Raw genomic sequence first — 20,390 nt, forward strand, 5'->3', positions numbered from 1 at the left:
ACCACACAAGGTTTATGCGCAGCAGATAACCTGTTCTAGGGTAGATTCCGGAACTTGGCTAAAGACATCAGCTCGACCAATGGCCGTCGGGAGTACCAGTCGGATCTGACCACCTAACACTTTCTTATCGCGACGCATGTGTTTAATAAAACTATCGAAATCCATAGATTCCGGCGCTGTTACTGGCAGATCGAAAGCATGGAACAATTGCACAATACGACGAACAATTGACTCATCAATCAATCCCATGGATTTAGCCGTTTGTGCAGCAAGGACTGTGCCAGCAGCAACCGCTTCACCATGCAACCAATTGCCATAACCCATCTCGGCCTCGATCGCATGACCAAAGGTATGCCCAAGGTTTAATAGCGCGCGGACGCCCTGCTCGGTCTCATCCTGACTCACGACATCGGCTTTAATCTCACAGCAGCGAGAAATCGCATAGACCAAAGCTTGAGTATCTAGGCTTTTCAATGCTTGAACATTGTTCTCAAGCCATTGAAAAAATTCAGCATCCCACATGATGCCATACTTAATGACTTCTGCCATCCCAGCGGCAAATTCACGCGCGGGCAAGGTCTGCAAGCATTCAGTATCGATAATGACGATCTGTGGCTGGTAAAAAGCCCCGATCATATTTTTGCCAAGCGGATGATTAACGGCGGTTTTTCCGCCAACGGAAGAGTCTACTTGTGATAGTAGTGTGGTCGGAATTTGAATAAAATCGACGCCACGTTGGTAACAGGCAGCGGCAAAACCCGTCATGTCACCAATCACCCCGCCACCGAGGGCCACCAGCACTGAATCACGGCCATAATTGCGTTGCAGTAAAGCCGTAAAAATGGAATCTAAATGCGTTAAATCTTTGAATTGCTCGCCATCGGGAAGGATGACGCTGGTTACCTCACCAAACGAAGCCATCGTGTCTTGGATCTGCTTAAGATACAAGGGCGCGACAGTTTCATTGGTGACGATAAGGATACGTTTTTTCAGCAGGTAGCGAGACAGGGTCTCGCCATCACTCATCAAACTCTGGCCAATATAAATGGGATAACTACGTTCACCTAAATCAACCTGAATTTGTTTTGTCATTCTGCCTAGAAACCTAATTGCTCAATGATTTGATTCGCAACAACCTTTGCACTTTGATCGTCGGTCTTAACGATCACATCTGCAATTTCTTCGTACAGAGGGTTACGGATTTCTGCGAGGTTTTCTAATACTTCTCGCGGATCATCTACTTGCAGTAATGGGCGACGCTTGTCTCTTTGAGTACGCGCAACCTGTTTGTCGATAGTGGTTTCGAGATACACCACGATACCGCGAGCAGATAAATGATTACGGATATCTTTGCTCTGAACTGAACCACCACCAGTGGCAAGGACAATACCTTGTTTTTCAGACAGATCAGCAATAACCTGAGCTTCGCGACGGCGGAAACCTTCTTCGCCTTCAACGTCAAACACCCAAGCAATATCTGCGCCTGTACGTTGCTCAATCTCTTGATCTGAATCGTGGAATTCTAAATGCAGCATTTGCGCCAGATGGCGACCAATTGTGCTTTTACCTGCGCCCATTGGGCCTACCAGAAAAATATTACGTTTTTCAGCCATTTCTTGTACGTCTGAATCTTAATGAAAAGTATGCCTATGTCGACTCATGAACAAGCCGACCTACTGTATGTTACCTTGCTCTAATGAGACTTGACCGAGGATTATCTCAGTTTCATGTCTAGTCTGGCAAGTGATGCACGCTATTTATGATAAGAATTGTATTTCAGACACAATAAAGCCAGCAAGGAATGCTGGCTTTATTCGACTCGTAACAAACGATTAGAGTTTCTCGTTCACAATCTTAGGCGTCACGAAAATCAACAGCTCTTGTCGCTCATTCTTGTCGGTAGTGTTACGGAATAAGAAGCCAACTAAAGGTATGTCACCCAGGATAGGCACCTTGCTCACGCGGCTGATCAAGTTCTGTTGATAGATACCACCAAGCACAATGGTTTCCCCATTATCCACTAACACTTGCGTACCAATACGTTGAGTATCGATAGCGACTGCCGGACCAGTGGGAGTATCCACCGTTTTACCCTGAGAGTCTTGAGTGATTTCAAGATCCAGAATTACACGGTTATCAGGCGTAATTTGTGGTGTCACTCTTAATGACAATACAGCCTTCTTAAAGGTCACCGACGTGGCGCCGCTGGAAGTGGATTGCACATAAGGGATTTCCACACCCTGCTCGATATACGCCGCCTTTTGGTTAGAGGTGGTGATACGAGGGCTCGCGATAATCTCACCTTTGTTTTCCTGCTCAAGCGCACTCAGCTCTAAATCTAAAATAGTGCCATCGGCAAGCTTGGCCACATGGAAAGCAATGCTGGTTGGGTTAGTTACCGCCGCAGGTAAATTCACGTTCAAACGATTATCTAGAGATGGAACCACACCATTAGCAATGCTTCCAGCCCCTTCAAGCGTTCCTGACGTCCCTTTACTTCCCTGTTGGTCAGTTACCCCCCAACGGATACCTAAATCTTCAGACACGTCGTCTTTTACCGTCACCATGCGAGATTCAATCAACACTTGGCGGATAGGAATATCGAGCACTTCGACCAAACGATGAATATTCTCGATGATTTCAGCGGTATCTTTCACTAACACGGTATTGGTACGCTCATCGACAGCCACAGATCCACGTGGTGACAATAAGCTAGAATCCGCCCCTTTGAGTAACTCGGCAATATCCGTCGCCTTGGCATAGTTGATTTGCAAATACTCAGAATAGAGTGGCGCCAGCTCTTTTACTTCCTGCTTATTCTTGAGGTTTTGGCTTTCGCGAATCGCCAACTCTTCACTTGGCGCCACCATCAGAATATTACCTTCGATACGCTTATCGAGTCCTTTGGTTTGCAGGATCAAGTCCAATGCTTGGTCCCAAGGCACGTCATCGAGCCTTAAAGTAATATCGCCTTCAACCGTATCACTGGTAACTAAGTTGAAGTTGTTGTAGTCGGCAATAATCTGCAACACAGTACGGACCGAAATATTCTGGAAATTTAACGAAAGGGTTTTACCGTTATATTTCTTCACCTCTTTGGTCGCAGCAGCGCGCTCTACTTTGTTGATTGAGAGCCTAAAGAGATTGTCTTCCTGTTTGTAATTGAACTCATAATTGCCTGAGACATCGACTAAAATCCGGGTCGTTAAATCGTCCTTAAAGGTTTCAAAATGCTTTACGGGTGTGGAGAAATCCTGCACATCCATCACATATAACAAGTCACTGTTAATATCTGTGTTGTAAAGCTGAACCTCAAGTTTGGCACCTATTTGTTCAACGTTAGCCGCAACTGAGCGATTATTTAAATAGACTAATAAATCACCACCGCCATTCGCGTTGCGACGGAAATCGATATTTTTAACGCTATTAACGAACGGATTATTACCCGCTTGTGAGCCTGCAACTTCATCGTTAATGGTTAAACGGTAAGAATTACCAACGACACTACCTTGATACGGTTTAACCTTAGATAAGCCCAACGTCACCATTAGGTGGGCATCTTGCTGCGTTGTCACTATGTCCTTCACACCGACTTGGTTAATCGGCAGGCGGTCCTTAGAAAGACCCGAAATACTGTCATCGAAGGTTAATACCAACTGAGCAGGAGAAGCATTAGAGTCAATTGTGGGCGCGCTAATCGCCTCCTCAAAAACTAACTCGACTTCTAATTGATGATCGACAAGAGCATGGTATTTGACATCCATCAACCTATTTGCCGCAAAACTCGATGGCAAAAATCCAAATACTAATGCGATCCCAATAACAGACTTGGCTAAGCCTGAAGATAAAAACGATAACGGGATTTTTATCGCGGCAGAAGATTTCATTATTCCCTCATCCTTCGCTTGTTATTTTCCAGAAAGTTCAATGTTGTTTGTGCGTTCAGACCAACAACCAGAACCATCGGGAATTAATTCTACAACTTCCACATTCTGAGAAGTCACTTTCGCTATATGGCCATTAAACAATCCAAGATACTCACCTACGCCCATCCGATATACACTGCCATCATTGGTTTCAATAAGCGCCCAAATCGAATTACCTTCACTTAAAGTACCGCGCATTTTTAGATTGTCTAATGCATAGGTTTCTAAACGGCCTTTACGGCGTTTCAAATCCGGCTGTAAGCAGTTTTTGCTAGTATCAACCACTTCTTCCGTTAACTCTCGAGAAGGAGGGACAAAGGGGCTACGCATTAATTCGGCTTGATACGCAAAATGCTCAAACTTAGGTGGCTCTTTTAAGGGTGGAATATGCGCCACATGCTGTGCCTTGGTAGTAGTAACAAATAGCTCTAAATCACTACGATCGCCAACACAACCCATTAAAAAAAGACTTAATGCTAACAGAGGTAAGAGTTTCATTATTTCTTCCCCTTGTTATTGGCTGCATTTTCGGGAGGTAATTCAGCGCCCTCTTTAAAGCGATAGGTTTTCGCCAGAATATCCATGGCCAGATTACCGCTCTCGTCGCGCTTAATCGTAAAATCGTGCAAGCTGACGATACGAGGCAGTTTAGCCACGCCGCTAACCATATTGCCTATTTGGTGATAATCGCCTGTGACCGACATTTTAATCGGGAACTCAATATAGAAATCCCGTTGAATCTCAGGTTCCCAATTTAAGCTATTAATCCGTAATCCGGCGTCAGTGGCCACAAAGGTTAAGTCATCGAGCAGCCCTGGCATTTCATTTTCAGAGGGCAGCATTTTGAGTAACTCGGCAAATTGCTCCTCCATCACAGCTAACTGTTCACGGTACAATTTAAGGTTAGCGGCAAGCTGATATTTAGTTTTAAAATCTTCTCTGAGCTGTTCTTCTTTTCGTTGCTCCGCGTTATACACATCGATAGCATCCGAAACCACGAGGAAATACCCCGCGGCAAATACGCAGAGTGCCAATAGCACAGCGAAAAACACTTTGACTTGATTCGGCCAACCGCCGATGTTCTCAAAATCGATATCATTAAACTGACTTAGATCGAGTTTCATTTACTCGCTCCTTTTGCCGTTTTAATAGGCTCATCAGCCATGGCACCTTTAATGCTCACTCTTAAGCTAAAGCGTTGTAATTGTCTTAGCTCATCATCTTGAGACACGATAGATTGCATATTGGGATCGGTTAACCACTCGGACGCCTTCACCTTACGCATCATGTTCGCCACGTTGTTGTTCGATTCACTGCGGCCTTCAATCAGTAATAAACTGCCTTTTTTCTCTAAGCTAGATAGATATATTCCGGGCGGCACGATACGCACCAGCTCATCTAATACGTGTGTCGGCAAATTACGGGATTGCTGAAGGTTCAAAATAATCTCGGTGCGACGCTCAATATCTTTCTTACGCTCGGTGATCTTTTTAATCTCGGCGATTTGTGCATCGAGTTGCTGAATTTCAGACTGCAAGTAAGCATTACGTCCGCGCTGTTCATCGGTCATCATGTCGAGTAAAGATAGAGCCACATAGACTAAAATCGCTGAGCCTAAAAATACCGCGGCCAATATGCCAATATAATCGCGCTTCTGCTTTTCTCTCGCTTCTTCACGCCAAGGAAGCAGGTTTATGTTCGCCATTGACCGTAGCTCCTCAGCGCTAAACCACAAGCAACCATATATTTGCTAATGCTAGGTTGCAGTATATTTTTAACGGATTCATCTGCGTGCAGACACCCTTGGAAAGGATCGGCAATAATGGTGTGGACGCCTAACTCATTCGTTAATAAGTTAGCCATGCCTTCCAGTTTAGATGTTCCACCGCATAATACGAGATAATCGACTTTATCTTTGCCGCTCGACGTACAATAAATTTGCAGCGTTCGCTTAATTTGTTGCAGTAATTGCGTTTGGAAGGGAGATAGCACTTCGAACATATAATTACGTGGCAAATCGCCTTCAATTTTGGCTTTCTCTGCTTGTTCGTAGGACATGCCATAAAACGACAGAATCGACTGCGTAAATAACTCGCCACCAAAGGCCTGCTCACGAATAAAGGTCGTTTCACCCGACTCCACCACGCAGAAGGTCGTCATGTTGGCGCCAATATCGACCATGGCCACCGCCTTCTGACGAGCGCCTTCGGGTAACTGCCCTAGCACCAACTCAACGGCTCGGCCCAGAGCATAACCTTCCACATCAACGACTTTGGTTTCGAGTTCTACTTCATCGAGCGCATCGACTCTAGCATCAATATTGTCAGTGCGGCACGCGCTCAGTAGCACATCAACCTTAGAAGGATCGGTGCTATTAACATTTAGAGTTTCAAAATCAATGCTAACTTCATCGAGGGAGTATGGGATAAGGTTATCGGCTTCAATCTCAATTTGCGCTTCCATTTCCTCCTCGCTTAGCGAGGCATCCATGTAGATAACCTTAGTCATCACCGCAGAACCTGAGACCGCAACAGCTGCATATTTAACCGATTTAGGTAAAATACGCTTAATCTGTTTGAGACATTCAACAACGGCATCGGCATCACGAATATCATGATCGTTAATAGCCCCCTTTTTTACGGGAACCGCTGCATGACTTAGTATTTTATATCCATCAGCAGTCTTACTCAGCAGAATAGCCTTTACTTCATGGGAACCAATATCAATCCCGACCATTTGCGGAGCCTGACGCTTCCATAAATTTGAAAGCATAGTCCGTTGTCACTTTATTATTTGTATTCAGTAGTAAAAGAGATTAGCACAAAATCAACCCGTTATACGTATTTGTATAGAATGTTTCAAGATTTTACAAACGCTATTTTAGGGCCGTCACGTTTTTGCTTCACCCAAACGTGCGCGCCTTATATACTGTCGCACTTAACTGAACATTAGGATCAATTTAGGTGAAGTGGTTAAAACGTATTGTTATAGCTCTATTCAGTCTAGCCCTTTTGGGCGTGGGCGCCATTGTTGCAGCATACTTTTATGTTTTGCCGGATCTGCCGGATGTATCGACACTAAAAAATGTGCAATTACAAACACCTTTGCGCATTTACAGTAGTGACGGCAAACTCATCTCTCAATTTGGAGAGAAGCGCCGTATTCCGCTGAAACTCGAAGAAGTGCCTAAACCACTGCTGCAAGCCTTCCTCGCCACCGAAGATGCACGCTTTTATGAGCACGGCGGCATAGATCCTGTTGGGGTGATGCGTGCCGCAATCGTCATGCTCACCACGGGTGAGAAGAAGCAAGGTGCGAGTACGATCACCATGCAGGTGGCGCGTAACTTCTTCCTGACCCGCGACAAGACCATTATTCGTAAAGTGAAGGAAATTTTTATTTCCTACCACATCGAGCAATTGTTAACTAAAGATGAGATTTTAGAGCTCTACGTTAACCGTATTTATTTAGGTCAGAGAGCCTATGGTGTCGGCGCAGCCGCTCAAGTGTATTTCGGTAAAAACGTTCAAGATCTGACGCTTTCCGAAATGAGTATGATCGCGGGCCTGCCTAAAGCACCGTCGACGCTAAACCCTATCACCTCCCCTTCACGTGCACTCGCTCGCCGCAACGTGGTATTGATGCGGATGAACGAAGTGGGTTACATCAGCAAGGCTGAATACCAAGCAGCTGTGCAAGAGCCACTCATCGCCAAATACCATGGTGCTGAAATCGATCTCTACGCTCCTTATATCTCTGAAATGGCTCGGGATTATATGGTGCAGAAATACGGTGAAGAAGAAGCCTACACCAATGGCTATAACGTCTACACCACTATTTCATCAGAGCAACAACTGCTAGCACAGCAAGCATTACGCAATAACGTCTATGCCTATGATGAGCGCCACGGTTACCGTGGTCCTGCGGCGGTTCTCTGGACCGATGCCAAGCCGGATGATGCACAAATCAAAGCCGAGCTCGCAAAAATTACGCCTGTGCAAGAGTTGCAACCTGCTGCGGTATTAAACATCGATGGTCAGCAAGCCAGCGTGTTAACCGCCAAGGGCGAGACCAAAATCATTAAGTGGGATGGCCTAAAATGGGCACGCAAATTTATCACCGATAAACGCCAAGGCTCGGTGCCAAAATCGGCCTCGGATATGCTAAAAGTCGGTGAGCGTATTTGGATCCGCGATAACGGTCAGTACCTACAATTATCGCAAGTGCCTGAAGTGGCCAGCGCCACTGTTGCACTCGATCCTACAAATGGTGCTATCCGCACCTTAGTGGGCGGCTACAGCTTCAGCCAAAGCCAATATAACCGCGTGACCCAAGCGAAACGTCAATTAGGTTCGAATATTAAACCTTTCATCTATGCCGCAGCATTAGAGAAAGGCTTTACCCTCGCGACCCTGATTAACAACGCGCCGATTAACAAACCCGATATTAGCCAAGGTACTGCGTGGCGCCCGAAAAACTCGCCCGATATCTATGGCGGTCCAACACGCCTGCGTGTGGGCTTAGCGCAATCGATCAACGTAATGTCGGTTCGCGCCATGCGCCATATTGGTTTAGATGCGGCCATCGCCGAGCTGACTAAGTTTGGCTTCGATCCTAACGACTTACCTCGTAACGAGTCGTTAGCCTTAGGTTCTCCTTCGGTCACCCCGCTGCAAGTGGCAACCGCTTTCAACGTGTTCGCAAACGGCGGCTTCTTGGTGGAACCTTACTATATCGAACGAGTAGAAGACTCCTTCGGTAATGTGATTGAGAAGGCCAATCCGACCTTAGCCTGTAAGCCGAACAACAGCTTTGTGCAGCCTAGCAGCGATCCAATGAGTTTTGGTGAGCCAACGACTCAAACCGATGAACCTGTCGCTCATTGCTTCGAGCAAACAGGCCGTTATGCTCCGCAAATTATCTCTGAACAAACGGCATTCCTGATCACCGAAGCGCTGAAGAGTGTGATCTGGGGTGGTGGCGATTGGAGCAAAGGCACTGGCTGGCAAGGTACTGCTTGGCGTGCGGCTCAGTTAATCAAACGTCATGATATTGCAGGTAAAACGGGTACAACCAACGAATCACGCGATACTTGGTTCAGTGGTTTTGGCCCGACACTGACCAGCACATTCTGGGTAGGCTTTGACGACCATGGTCGCCAGTTAGGCAGAACCGCATGGAACTCCAACGGCGAGAAGGATCAGATCACGGGTACCGAGGCTGGCGCGAAGACCGCAGGCCCTGGCTGGAACGAGTTTATGAATAACGTGCTGAAAGGCGTACCTGAAACCACAGCAATTCCGCCAGAAGGGATTGTCTCGGTGCGGATCGATTTGGCGACCGGCAAGCTAACTCGTAAGACAGATTACACCAGCGCATTTGAGTACTTTATCTCGGGCACTGAACCTAAAGAATACATCAGTGAAAGCCAAGATGAAAACAACCTATTCATCGATGCGCCGACAGACGATTTATTCCAATAAGCCTCTGTGACAGAAACAAAAAACGCGACCCTAGAGTCGCGTTTTTTATTACTTGATTAAAGCATTAAACAATTTTCTTCGCCGAGATGGCTTGCTTCACCTGAGTCAGCGCCGTGCCGCCAAGGACATCACGTTTTGCCAAACAGGCTTCGATGGTGAGGTTGGGATAGACGTCATCTTCGATGATATCGGCAAAGGTTTTAAACTCGGCCAGCGTAAAACCTTCTAACGGGATCTTCTTGGCAATTGCCGCAACCACTGCCACGCCGACCACATGGTGCGCTTCGCGGAATGGCATGCCTTTAGACACCAGATAATCCGCCAATTCAGTCGCGTTGGCATAACCTTGCTGCGCGGCTAACAGCGCATTCGGGCGGTTGACGACTAAACCAGATAACACTAATGCCGCCATATCTAAGCAGATTGCCCAGCTGTCGACTACATCGAACAAGCCTTCTTTGTCTTCCTGCATGTCTTTATTGTAGGCCAGAGGTAGCGCTTTCATGGTGGTGAGAATGCCCACTAAGCTACCGTACACACGGCCCGTTTTACCGCGAATAAGTTCCAGCGCATCGGGGTTTTTCTTTTGTGGCATCAAAGATGACCCCGAGGTCACTTCATCACTTAATGAGATAAAGCCCGCTTCACCCGAGTTAAAGAAAATCAAATCTTCGGCCATGCGGCTTAGGTGAATCATGCTGATTGAGGCCGTAGAACATAGCTCAACCACATGGTCGCGATCCGACACACTGTCCAAACTGTTTAAGGTTGGCGATGCAAAGTTCAGTGCCGCAGCCAGCGCATGTCTATCCATTTGATAGGCTGTACCCGCCAAAGCGCCCGAACCGAGCGGGCAGGTATTGGCGCGCTTTAAGGCATCGGTTAAGCGGCTAAGATCACGCTCAATCATCTCCACATAGGCCAAACACCAATGGCCGAAGGTCACAGGCTGAGCACGTTGCAAATGAGTATAACCAGGCATCACAGCGTCGAACTCACGCTCAGCAAGCGCAATAAGTTCGCTGCGTAAGGTTTGCAGGCGAGCCACTAATGCCGCACCTTCGGATTGACACCAGAGTTTTAAATCGGTCGCGACTTGGTCATTACGGCTTCGGCCCGTATGGAGTTTTTTACCCAGATCGCCGACTTTAGCGATCAACGCAGACTCCACGAAGCTGTGAATATCTTCCGCGCCCGATGCAAGAATAATCGCAGGATCGCCCTTCACTTCCACCAGCAGCTCGTTCAGTGCTTTCTTCAAGTCGCTGCATTCAGTGGCAGTGATAATGCCGACACTGGCAATCGCATCGGCCCACGCGATAGAGCCAACCACATCCTGTTCAAACAAACGGTAATCCACCGGCAGTGAATCGTTGAATAATTTAAATAGCGCGCTGGTTTCGCCCTGAAATCTTCCACCCCATAAAGCCATGCTCAATCCCCTCGGTCACTGCTTTGAATACGTTAAAGCCATTAAAATTTAAGATATAAAAAAGGGCGCTAGGCGCCCTTTGAGTCTGCCTATTACTTAGCGTTGAGCGCGCGGATGCGGCTTGCTAACGAGTACAGACGGATAAAGCCTTCAGCGTGTTTTTGGTCGTACACTTGGTCTTCACCGAAGGTGGCAAAGGCTTCAGAGTACAAGCTGTTTGGCGAACGCTTCTTAACGGCAATCGCGTGACCTTTGTAGAGTTTAACCACAACTTCACCGTTAACAGACTCGGCTAATGACTCAGATGCCGCCAACAGCGACTTACACAGAGGTGTAAACCAACGACCATCGTAGACTAAGTGTGCCATTTGGGCGCCCACTTGCTCGCGCCAAGTACGGCTGGTTTTATCCAGCACTAACTCTTCAATCGCGCGCAGCGCAGCAAACATCACAGTGCCGCCTGGAGTTTCGTAGCAACCACGAGACTTCATGCCCACTAAACGGTTTTCGGTGATATCGATACGACCCACGCCATGTGGTGCAGCGATCGCGTTCAGCTTCATCAGTGCAGCGTAAGGTGTTAATGCCTCACCGTTTACTTTAGTCACACGGCCATGTTCAACTTCGAGCGACACATATTCTGCTTGGTTTGGCGCATCTTCTGGATCGGCAGTCAGTGTCCATACACCTTTGCTTGGCTCGTTCCATGGATCTTCCAGCTCGCCACCTTCGTGGGAAATGTGGAATGCGTTGGCATCACGGCTGTAGATCTTAGTGGCAGAAGCCGACGTCTTGATATTACGCTCGGCTAAGTAAGCCAGCAGATCTTCACGGCTCTGCATGGTCCATTCACGCCATGGTGCAATCACTTTTAAATCAGGTGCTAATGCCGCAAAGCAACCTTCGAAACGCACTTGGTCGTTACCCTTACCGGTACAACCGTGACACAGGGCATCGGCACCCACTTTACGTGCCACTTCAACCTGCGCCTTAGCAATGATTGGACGCGCCATTGAAGTACCTAACAGGTAAGTCCCTTCGTAGATCGCACCCGTTGCCATGGTTGGGTAGATATAGTCTTTAACGAATTCTTCTTTCAGATCGACGATATGGCATTCAGATGCGCCAGAAGCTAATGCCTTTTCAGTTAGACCCACTAACTCTTCTTCACCCTGACCTACGTCAGCGCAAAAGGCGATGATTTCACAGTTGTCGTAGGTTTCTTTTAACCAAGGAATAATGGCCGAAGTATCTAGACCACCCGAATAGGCTAAAACGACTTTTTTCACGCCAGTGTTTTTGTTCTCGATAGACATCTTAAATTCCTATAACTCGTTTCTCACCTTGGAGAAAGTAGGCTGCTAAACAGGGTTAAATTAACTAAATAGGGTTATCAGTACTGCGTTTTGGGCGTGCATCCGATTCTCTGCTTGTTGCAGGATCAAGGAGCCTTCGCCATCCATCACTTCATCGGTCACTTCAACACCGCGGTGAGCGGGTAAGCAGTGCATAAAGAAGTGAGCACCCGCTTTCGCCATCAAGCCCTTATTGACCTGATAAGGTGCAAACTTATCCTTAATTTCCGCTAACGGTGTTGGATCGCCCATGGAAATCCAAGTATCAGTATAGATAGCATCGTGACCTTCGATAGCACCAATATCTGAAGTCAGTACAACCTTGCCGCCATATCGACTGGCCAGTTCTTGCACTTCGGCCACGACGTAGCCATCAGGAAAGTGACCCGCAGGGCAGATCACTGTCATGGTGGCACCGAGAATGGCCGCGCAATACATCAATGAATTCGTCACGTTATTACCGTCACCTACGTACGCTAACTTAACATCACTGATATTTTCAAAATGCTCGGCCAAGGTTAAGAAATCGGCCAGCGCTTGGCAGGGATGATATAAATCCGAAAGCGCATTTATCACAGGCACAGTGCCAAACTCGGCCAATTGTTCGATGGTCTTGTGGGAGAAAGTTCTCGCCACAATGGCATCGGCCCAACAGGACAGGTTAGAAGCAAAGTCAGCGACCGATTCCCGCTTACCTAAGGCACCATTTTGTTGGTCTAGGTATAAACAGTGGCCGCCGAGCTTGTTAATACCGATATCGAAGCTAACACGAGTACGCAGGGATGGCTTTTCAAATAACATCACCACACTCTTACCGTCCAGCGCATGACGATACTCAGCGGGATTCGCTTTAATCGTCTTGGCTAAGGTAATCAGATCCAGCAACTGTTGCTGGGTTAACTCTTTTATCGATAGTAAATGCTTCATAACCTACTCCGCTTATGGTTGGATTTGTGTGCCCACGGCCTCACCTTTTGCTAATGCGACTAATTGGCTTGCATCACGCCATGAGGCAACTTGAACCGCCTGCCCCATCCACTGCGCCACTTCGAGCGCAGCTTCTACTTTTACCTTCATTCCCTTTTCGATCACGCCTTGCTTCACCAAATCCGCAATCTGCTTACCATTCAGCGAAGGGATTAATTGACCTTTACCATCGAGCACGCCAGATACATCCGATAGCAGCACCAACTTGCCACCGACTAACTTAGCTAATACCGTCGCCGCTTGGTCGGCGTTCACGTTCAGCATTTGGCCATCGTCCATCATGGCAATCGAGCTACAAATCGGCATCCAACCTTGGGACAGAATAAACTTGAGGTAGGTGGCGTCTTTAGGAGAAACCTCGCCCACTAACCCTAAACGCTCATCTTTGATCTTGGCCGATACTGTGTTGCCATCGGCTAAGCTCATGCCAATGCTCACAATCCCGGCTTTAGTCGCTGCGCCTTGGAGGATCTTATTTGATGTTCCAGCCAGTGCACCGGCAATAATCGGCATTTGCTCCGGCGGAGTGACCCGCAAGCCTTCTAGCTTGACGGTTTCCATGCCGTTTGCGGCTAATTGCTCGTCGACCAAACAGCCGCCGCCATGCACCATCAGCACTTGCTGACCATTGGCGATCATTGCTGCTGCGGTATCCATTAAACGCGCCATCCCCATTTCACACTGCAGCAGGGCGCCGCCGACTTTAAGAACTAATACTGAGTTGTTGGTAGACATCTTGACGACTCTCTTAAATAAGGATGAACGGTTAAAGGTTAAAGTGAATCTTTATGCATTGCAGGGCTTGGCTCGCCGCGCCTTTCATCAAATTGTCGATGGCACTGGCAACCACTAAGTAGCCACTGTTCTCATCAAACTTCCAACCTAAGTGGCAATTCGGCGTCAGCACCACATCATCCACTTTCGGGAACTGGTTCTGTTTCACCGTCACCAGCGGAGCTTGGTCATACACACTGTATGCCGCAGCCACATCGGCAGTGGTAGTGCCCGGTTTTAGCTGTACCGTAATGGTCGCTAAAATGCCGCGCTTGAAGTTGCCAAGGTGCGGCGTGAAGATCACCTCTTGCCCCAGTTGAGTGGCAATTTCGGGTTGATGTCTGTGGCCTAATACACCGTAGGGTGTGAGGCTCACTTCGCAAAAACTGGTATGCAGTTGCGCCTTACGACCCGCACCTGTCACACCGCTGACCGCATTGATCACTGGATAGGCTGAGGTCAGTAAATTCTTTAATGGTTTCAATGCAGTTAATGATGCTGTTGGGTAACAACCTGGCACAGCAATCATCTTAGTGGCGGCGACTTCTTTGGCATTCCACTCGGCCAGACCATAGACTGCCTTGGCCAACACTTCGGGATACTCATGTTCAAAACCGTACCACTTAGGGTACTGCGCCACATCGCTGAAACGATAGGCACCGCTTAAGTCAAACACGGCTAAACCTTGGTTGTAGAACCAAGCCGCTAAATGCAAACTCACCGAATGCTCGGTCGCTAACACTACGGCATCCGCCTCGGCGACGATCTTCGCCTTCGCTTCTTCAGTCAGTGGCGACAGCGCTAAGTCAATGTGGCTGTAGACAGGGTACAAATCTGCTAAAGCTCTACCTTTATCTAAACTATTTTCAGAGACATACAGACCTTGAATCGATAATTCAGACTCCGCATGGACTAAAGCTGTTAGTTGTGCGCCTGTGTAACCACTGGCACCGATAATGGCGATGTTTTTCATATGTATTTTTATAAACCGAATCAAAGAGACTTAAAGAATAGATGAATAGCGTACACGCACCAGCGTATATCTATGATGACAAGACTATCGTCGTAGGAAATCGTAATGGGTCGTTATTTTATTCACTGACGGCTTAACGCTATACATCATGATATTTACTCTACAGGTCACAAGGGGTGACTCATCTCAACTGCTGGCTAGACTACCACAAAGATCTATTTATGCAATATATGTGAATATATATTTTTATTAAATTTTGCCTTTTATCTGCATTCAAGCACGCTGAGCAAATAACACCATACTTCACTAACTGCTTAATAACTCAGTTATCTATGGATGAAAGACTGAAAAATCAGTCCTTTTTATTAACACCGAATACACATACCCGCAAAACCGAAAATGATGCAGTTCATATTCACTTCCGCTAAACATAATAAAATATTGCGTTAGCTCGCATTTATATTGAATATTCCTCAACAATTATCGCGATTAGTTGCATATAAGATAAGCCAGTCGTATAAGTTATAAGTTCTGCTGTTGACCATTGCCCTCAGTGGTGGGTATTGTGCTAGCGGGCTATATACCCAAGCGACCTGAAGATAGGATTCTCATCACCTACAGGTTGTTTGGGTATATTGCGGATTTTTATGTTTTTCTATTCGGAGTAACTATGGCAGGTAATGTGGCAGACAATGTGACCGACATGTATGCGTCGTTAAGATCGAACGTGAGTATGTTAGGGCAGATCCTGGGCGATACAATGCGCACCCACCTCGGTGATTCTTTCCTCGAGAAGGTTGAGCAAATTCGTAAACTCGCGAAAGATTCCCGCCGTGGCGATGAAGCGGCACGGGAGCAAATGCTAGAACTGCTCACCGCACTCCCCGATGAAGAGTTAGTGCCGTTTGCCAAAGCCTTCAACCAATTCCTCAACTTAGCAAACTTATCCGAACAATTTCATACTATTAGCCGTAACTGCGATGAACTGGTTTGCGTACCGGATCCGGTCGAACAGTTGCTTGGCCGCATGCTAAATAGCCGTATCGATCAAACCAAGATGTTGGATTGCTTAAAGACGCTGGATATCGACTTAGTCCTCACCGCGCATCCAACGGAAATCTCTCGCCGCACACTGATCCAAAAATATGCTGCGATTGTGGATTGCCTCGCCGAGCAAGAAAACAATCAACTGTCCGACAGAGAGCGCCGCCAAATTAACCTGCGTCTACGCCAATTAATCGCCCAAATCTGGCACACCAATGAAATTCGCCGTGAACGCCCAACACCAGTGGATGAAGCCCGCTGGGGATTGTCCACCATTGAAGAATCTCTCTGGCATGCTGTTCCCGACTTTTTAAGGCAGCTCAACGATCAAGTACAAGATCGCACTGGCCAGCAATTGCCTATCGATATCGCGCCAGTACGCTTCTCAAGCTGGATGGGTGGCGATCGCGACGGCAACCCCTTTGTGACCGCTAAAGTCACCCAAGAAGTGCTAGATCGTAATCGCCATGCCGCCGCCCGTTTATTCCTCAAGGATATAGTGTTGCTGGTTGGCGAGTTATCGATGGAAGAAGCCAACAGCGAGCTGATGGCGTATACCAACAATAGCTGCGAACCCTATCGTTTTGTGCTGCGCTCATTAAGGCAAAAACTGCGCGACACCATCGACTACTTAAACGCCCGCATCGAGGGCCACAATCCTGAAGTGGATAAATCGACGCTGATTTGGCAAGAAAGCGATCTGAAAGCGCCACTAGAAATGCTGTATAAGAGTTTATGTGACTGCGGCATGCGTTTGATTGCTAACGGTTTACTGCTCGATATCCTGCGCCGACTCGCTTGTTTTGGCATCCATATGTTAAGGCTCGACATCCGCCAAGACGCAGGCCGTCACTGCGATGTCCTTGCAGAGTTAACCCGCTATCTAGGTATGGGAGACTTTAATCATTGGGATGAAACCGAAAAACAAGCCTTCTTACTGCGTGAACTCAGTAACCGTCGTCCGCTGATCCCGAGCAACTGGCAACCTTCCGCCGACGTAGCCGAAGTGCTTAACACTTGCCGCTTAATTGCTAAACATCCTGCTAAGGCCTTGGGTTCCTATGTGATCTCCATGGCGAGCAAACCTTCAGATGTATTAACCGTATTATTGCTGCTCAAAGAAACCGGCTGCACTCATCCAATGCGCGTTGTGCCGCTATTTGAAACCTTAAGCGACTTAAATAATGCCGCCGAGTGTATTACCGCACTGCTCGATATCGACTGGTATCGTGGTTACACCAAAGGTATGCAAGAGGTGATGATCGGTTATTCTGACTCGGCCAAAGACGCGGGTGTGATGGCCGCCGCTTGGGCACAATACCGTGCACAGGAACAGTTAGTCGCCGTCTGTAAACAGGCTGGCGTTAAGCTGACGCTGTTCCATGGTCGTGGTGGCAGTATTGGTCGCGGCGGCGGCCCAGCTCACAAAGCGATTCTGTCACAACCACCCGGCTCAGTTGATGGTCGTATTCGCGTCACCGAGCAAGGAGAGATGATCCGCTTTAAGTTCGGCCTGCCTAAATTGGCGGTGCAAAGCTTAGCCCTGTACACCTCAGCGGTGTTAGAAGCGACCTTGCTTCCGCCGCCCGAGCCTAAGCAGGAATGGCGCAATTGTATGGAGCGAATTGCTGAGGAGTCAGTGAGTGCTTACCGCGGTATTGTCCGTGAAGAGCCTGATTTTGTGCCTTATTTCCGTGCAGCCACTCCGGAAGTTGAACTGGGCAAACTACCATTAGGCAGTCGTCCAGCAAAACGCCGTGTCGATGGCGGTATCGAGAGCTTACGTGCCATTCCTTGGATTTTTGCTTGGTCACAAAACCGCTTAATGTTGCCAGCATGGCTCGGCGCCGGTGAAGCATTACAGGCTGCCTGCCAACGTGGCGAAATGGGCTTACTACAGGATATGGAGCGCGAATGGCCCTTCTTTAGCACACGGATTTCCATGCTGGAGATGGTGTACGCCAAGGCGGAACCTAATTTGGCGCGTTACTATGAAACCTGCTTAGTACCGACCAATCTACATCACTTAGGCGAAACTTTACGCCAGCGTTTAGATCTCGGCATTAAAGTGGTGCTGGAGCTGACTAAATCGGATACCTTAATGGCGCATACACCGTGGAATCGCGAATCAGTCAAACTGCGCAATCCCTATATCGATCCATTAAACTTCCTGCAGACCGAGTTATTAGCTCGTACTCGCAAGGAAACAACCGAAGCTCCCGCTTCCGAACACGTGCAACTCGCCTTAATGCTGACGATTGCCGGTGTCGCGGCGGGCATGAGAAACACAGGTTAATGAAAAAACTCACGCTTAGCCTTTGCATGGGATTATCTGTACTGCTTGGCGGCTGCGTCACGCAGTACAGTATCAGCGAGCATGAAATGGAGCAGTATCTCAGCAAAGAGATCCATTTTGAGGTGAAACAAGGTAATCAACTGGTGGGCGCGCAAGTGCGCATTAACGACATCAGTGTCAGACTCGGCGAAAAGCCTGACACTATGAGCGTAAGTGCGGCCACTCAAGTGTCCATCACTAATCCAATTTTCCCGTTGAAAGCGCAACTTTCAACCACCTTTGAGGCTAAGCCTTGGTATGACAGTGCCACCCACAGCGTCTACCTACGCCAGCTTGAATTGGTGAAAGTCGAATCAACGCCTAAGGATATCGAGAAAGCCATCAGTAGCGCGACGCCACAGGTTATGGGCTACTTAAGGCATTTCCTCGAGAATCAGCCTGTTTATGTGCTCGATACGAAGGACAGTAATCAAGCGCTGATGGCCAAGATGACCGAGAGCATTCAAGTGGTTCCTGGCAAATTAGTCCTTAAATTCACTAAATAACGGCTTGTGTTGCAAACCATTCACCATAAAAAATGCTCCCTCGGGAGCATTTTTGTTAATCCAGCTAGACTGACTAAACCCGTCAGTATCCAAAGAGTTACTTGCTGAAACGCCCTATCGACTGGTAATCCACAATCACAGCTTCGGTGAGTAATTCACGTCTTAACATATCGTAGGCTACCGCCGCACTTAAGCTACGCACTAAATCCCGCGAACGTCGCGGCAGTTTTATCATTTGGCTGTAGACGCCGCTGCGAGTTGCCAAGGCAATTGCGACAGTACCGACGGGCTTCTCTTCGGTTCCGCCATCAGGTCCCGCTATCCCACTGGTCGCTAAGGCAAAATCACTATCTAAAATAGCACGCGCGCCCTTTGCCATTTCTTCCACCGTGGGAATAGACACTGCACCGTGATCATCTAACGTCGCAGGATTAACCCCTAACACTCGCACCTTAGATTCATTACTGTAAGTCACCAAACCGTGTTGCAAATAGGAAGAGCTGCCTGGGAAGTCGACTAATTGGCTGGTAATCATCCCACCCGTGCAAGACTCGGCAACACTCAAGGTCAATCCGGAATTCAGTAACTTAGTATGGATTTCCTCGGCAAGCGTTGCTTTATCTTCGGCGACAACCGCAGTACCCAGCACCATTTTGATGTGCCCAGTCACCCGAGGCAACAAAGCTATCGCCTTCTCACCGCGGGCAAAGATCTTGATTTCAATATGCGGCATTGAGGAGCGATAACCAATGGTAATTCCCTCAGGTAACTCCAATGGCTCAATTTTGTCGGCAAGGGAAGACTCGCCATGACCTATGGTCAGCAACTTCTTCAATGCCACCTTAGCGTCGAGGTCAAACTCTTCACGGATAAAAGGAATAAATTGTTCCTTCACCATATGCTTGAGTTCAAATGGCACACCAGGAGTGAAGAACAACCAGGCTCGATTCAACTTCACTCTAAATCCACATGCCGTACCGACAGGGTTGTCTACCATCACCGCAGACTCAGGCAGCATCGCCTGTTTCAAATTACTGACGGGCATCTCACGATTATTACGTGTAAACCAATCTTCTAAATGCTGACGCCACTCGCGATTCTCAACCAGAGACTCTCCCTTGGCCTTAGCCATTGCCTCTGCAGACATATCATCACTGGTCGGCCCCAAGCCGCCATTTACTAAGATGACATCGGCATGCAAGCTACGCTCTTGGAAAACCGCAATTAAGTCCTCGAGGCGATCCCCCACAGTCACTCGTCGTTGGATCTCAATGCCATGCTCCATCATAGTGCTAGCAAACCAGGCCGCGTTAGTATCAACAATCTGACCCGACAGCACCTCTTCCCCAGTGCAAATCATCTCTAACTTCATCATAGATCCTTAGCTACCCCAATAAATTACTGCATAAGGTAAGTAACCTCTGAAGTAATAGCAAGAGTTGCCATCGGCAGGTATGGCTCAGTAATGTGAAGAAAATAAGGCAACAAGTCGCTATTTAGCGCGTATCAGGGGTGTGCGAGTGAAAGAGGCTGAAAATTGGAATGAATGATTTCAAAATAACAATCTAAAAATGG

Annotated in this window: 16 protein-coding genes; 3 read left to right on the forward strand and 13 right to left on the reverse strand. The window is 47.7% G+C overall.

Annotated features, from left to right (window positions below; genetic code table 11):
• Positions 1-12: 12 nt before the first annotated feature.
• The 7 genes from aroB to SHEWANA3_RS20370 all read right to left on the reverse strand — a co-directional run bounded on the left by aroB (position 13) and on the right by SHEWANA3_RS20370 (position 6,698).
• Entirely contained in the window at positions 13-1,092 is a 1,080-nt protein-coding gene (gene aroB, locus SHEWANA3_RS20340) for a 3-dehydroquinate synthase (RefSeq protein WP_011718622.1), read from the reverse strand.
• 5 nt (positions 1,093-1,097) lie between these two features.
• Positions 1,098-1,613, reverse strand: coding sequence for a shikimate kinase AroK (aroK, locus tag SHEWANA3_RS20345; protein WP_011718623.1), 516 nt, complete (start codon positions 1,611-1,613; stop codon positions 1,098-1,100).
• A gap of 219 nt (positions 1,614-1,832) precedes the next feature.
• On the reverse strand, positions 1,833-3,887 hold the full coding sequence (locus SHEWANA3_RS20350; RefSeq protein ID WP_011718624.1) for a type IV pilus secretin PilQ family protein: 2,055 nt from the start codon (positions 3,885-3,887) through the stop codon (positions 1,833-1,835).
• A gap of 21 nt (positions 3,888-3,908) precedes the next feature.
• Positions 3,909-4,424: a pilus assembly protein PilP gene (locus SHEWANA3_RS20355; protein ID WP_011718625.1), complete on the reverse strand. Its 516-nt coding sequence runs from the start codon at positions 4,422-4,424 to the stop codon at positions 3,909-3,911.
• Positions 4,424-5,050, reverse strand: a complete 627-nt coding sequence (locus tag SHEWANA3_RS20360; protein WP_011718626.1) for a type 4a pilus biogenesis protein PilO — start codon at positions 5,048-5,050, stop codon at positions 4,424-4,426. The genes SHEWANA3_RS20355 and SHEWANA3_RS20360 overlap by 1 nt, the downstream gene beginning before the upstream one ends.
• Positions 5,047-5,631, reverse strand: coding sequence for a PilN domain-containing protein (locus tag SHEWANA3_RS20365; RefSeq protein WP_011718627.1), 585 nt, complete (start codon positions 5,629-5,631; stop codon positions 5,047-5,049). The genes SHEWANA3_RS20360 and SHEWANA3_RS20365 overlap by 4 nt, the downstream gene beginning before the upstream one ends.
• Positions 5,619-6,698, reverse strand: coding sequence for a pilus assembly protein PilM (locus SHEWANA3_RS20370; protein WP_011718628.1), 1,080 nt, complete (start codon positions 6,696-6,698; stop codon positions 5,619-5,621). The genes SHEWANA3_RS20365 and SHEWANA3_RS20370 overlap by 13 nt, the downstream gene beginning before the upstream one ends.
• A gap of 191 nt (positions 6,699-6,889) precedes the next feature.
• On the opposite strand from SHEWANA3_RS20370, the gene SHEWANA3_RS20375 reads away from it, so the two are divergent.
• A complete protein-coding gene (locus SHEWANA3_RS20375; protein WP_011718629.1) occupies positions 6,890-9,409 on the forward strand; it encodes a PBP1A family penicillin-binding protein in 2,520 nt (839 codons plus the stop codon).
• A gap of 64 nt (positions 9,410-9,473) precedes the next feature.
• Here the strand turns inward: SHEWANA3_RS20375 and argH are convergent, their stop codons facing one another.
• The 5 genes from argH to argC all read right to left on the reverse strand — a co-directional run bounded on the left by argH (position 9,474) and on the right by argC (position 14,930).
• Entirely contained in the window at positions 9,474-10,841 is a 1,368-nt protein-coding gene (argH, locus tag SHEWANA3_RS20380; RefSeq protein ID WP_011718630.1) for an argininosuccinate lyase, read from the reverse strand.
• A gap of 92 nt (positions 10,842-10,933) precedes the next feature.
• Entirely contained in the window at positions 10,934-12,157 is a 1,224-nt protein-coding gene (locus tag SHEWANA3_RS20385; RefSeq protein ID WP_011624428.1) for an argininosuccinate synthase, read from the reverse strand.
• A gap of 60 nt (positions 12,158-12,217) precedes the next feature.
• Positions 12,218-13,123, reverse strand: coding sequence for an ornithine carbamoyltransferase (locus SHEWANA3_RS20390; RefSeq protein ID WP_011718631.1), 906 nt, complete (start codon positions 13,121-13,123; stop codon positions 12,218-12,220).
• Between the two features lie 12 nt (positions 13,124-13,135).
• Entirely contained in the window at positions 13,136-13,918 is a 783-nt protein-coding gene (argB, locus tag SHEWANA3_RS20395) for an acetylglutamate kinase (protein WP_011718632.1), read from the reverse strand.
• Between the two features lie 31 nt (positions 13,919-13,949).
• The gene (gene argC, locus SHEWANA3_RS20400; RefSeq protein ID WP_011624431.1) at positions 13,950-14,930 is read right to left on the reverse strand and encodes an N-acetyl-gamma-glutamyl-phosphate reductase; all 981 of its coding nucleotides are present in this window, start codon (positions 14,928-14,930) and stop codon (positions 13,950-13,952) included.
• A gap of 670 nt (positions 14,931-15,600) precedes the next feature.
• On the opposite strand from argC, the gene ppc reads away from it, so the two are divergent.
• Both ppc and SHEWANA3_RS20410 read left to right on the forward strand, forming a co-directional pair.
• On the forward strand, positions 15,601-18,270 hold the full coding sequence (ppc, locus tag SHEWANA3_RS20405; protein ID WP_011718633.1) for a phosphoenolpyruvate carboxylase: 2,670 nt from the start codon (positions 15,601-15,603) through the stop codon (positions 18,268-18,270).
• Positions 18,270-18,815 (forward strand): DUF1439 domain-containing protein, encoded by a 546-nt coding sequence (locus SHEWANA3_RS20410; protein ID WP_011718634.1) that lies wholly within the window; start codon positions 18,270-18,272, stop codon positions 18,813-18,815. The genes ppc and SHEWANA3_RS20410 overlap by 1 nt, the downstream gene beginning before the upstream one ends.
• A gap of 97 nt (positions 18,816-18,912) precedes the next feature.
• On the opposite strand, the gene SHEWANA3_RS20415 is transcribed toward SHEWANA3_RS20410, so the two are convergent.
• Complete coding sequence (locus tag SHEWANA3_RS20415; RefSeq protein ID WP_041412847.1) at positions 18,913-20,187, reverse strand: CinA family nicotinamide mononucleotide deamidase-related protein; 1,275 nt, start codon at positions 20,185-20,187, stop codon at positions 18,913-18,915.
• Between the last annotated feature and the right edge of the window lie 203 nt (positions 20,188-20,390).

Source organism: Shewanella sp. ANA-3 (assembly GCF_000203935.1).
Lineage (GTDB): Bacteria > Pseudomonadota > Gammaproteobacteria > Enterobacterales > Shewanellaceae > Shewanella.

Excerpts from the sequence above, each read along its gene's own strand:
- SHEWANA3_RS20415 (WP_041412847.1), bottom strand. The coding sequence starts at position 20,187 with ATGAAGTTAGAGATGATTTGCACTGGGGAAGAGGTGCTGTCGGGTCAG.
- SHEWANA3_RS20355 (WP_011718625.1), bottom strand. The coding sequence starts at position 4,424 with ATGAAACTCTTACCTCTGTTAGCATTAAGTCTTTTTTTAATGGGTTGT.
- argB (WP_011718632.1), bottom strand. The coding sequence starts at position 13,918 with ATGTCTACCAACAACTCAGTATTAGTTCTTAAAGTCGGCGGCGCCCTG.
- SHEWANA3_RS20365 (WP_011718627.1), bottom strand. The coding sequence starts at position 5,631 with ATGGCGAACATAAACCTGCTTCCTTGGCGTGAAGAAGCGAGAGAAAAG.
- SHEWANA3_RS20410 (WP_011718634.1), top strand. The coding sequence starts at position 18,270 with ATGAAAAAACTCACGCTTAGCCTTTGCATGGGATTATCTGTACTGCTT.
- aroK (WP_011718623.1), bottom strand. The coding sequence starts at position 1,613 with ATGGCTGAAAAACGTAATATTTTTCTGGTAGGCCCAATGGGCGCAGGT.
- SHEWANA3_RS20360 (WP_011718626.1), bottom strand. The coding sequence starts at position 5,050 with ATGAAACTCGATCTAAGTCAGTTTAATGATATCGATTTTGAGAACATC.
- SHEWANA3_RS20390 (WP_011718631.1), bottom strand. The coding sequence starts at position 13,123 with ATGAAGCATTTACTATCGATAAAAGAGTTAACCCAGCAACAGTTGCTG.
- SHEWANA3_RS20370 (WP_011718628.1), bottom strand. The coding sequence starts at position 6,698 with ATGCTTTCAAATTTATGGAAGCGTCAGGCTCCGCAAATGGTCGGGATT.
- argH (WP_011718630.1), bottom strand. The coding sequence starts at position 10,841 with ATGGCTTTATGGGGTGGAAGATTTCAGGGCGAAACCAGCGCGCTATTT.
- argC (WP_011624431.1), bottom strand. The coding sequence starts at position 14,930 with ATGAAAAACATCGCCATTATCGGTGCCAGTGGTTACACAGGCGCACAA.
- ppc (WP_011718633.1), top strand. The coding sequence starts at position 15,601 with ATGGCAGGTAATGTGGCAGACAATGTGACCGACATGTATGCGTCGTTA.
- SHEWANA3_RS20350 (WP_011718624.1), bottom strand. The coding sequence starts at position 3,887 with ATGAAATCTTCTGCCGCGATAAAAATCCCGTTATCGTTTTTATCTTCA.
- aroB (WP_011718622.1), bottom strand. The coding sequence starts at position 1,092 with ATGACAAAACAAATTCAGGTTGATTTAGGTGAACGTAGTTATCCCATT.
- SHEWANA3_RS20385 (WP_011624428.1), bottom strand. The coding sequence starts at position 12,157 with ATGTCTATCGAGAACAAAAACACTGGCGTGAAAAAAGTCGTTTTAGCC.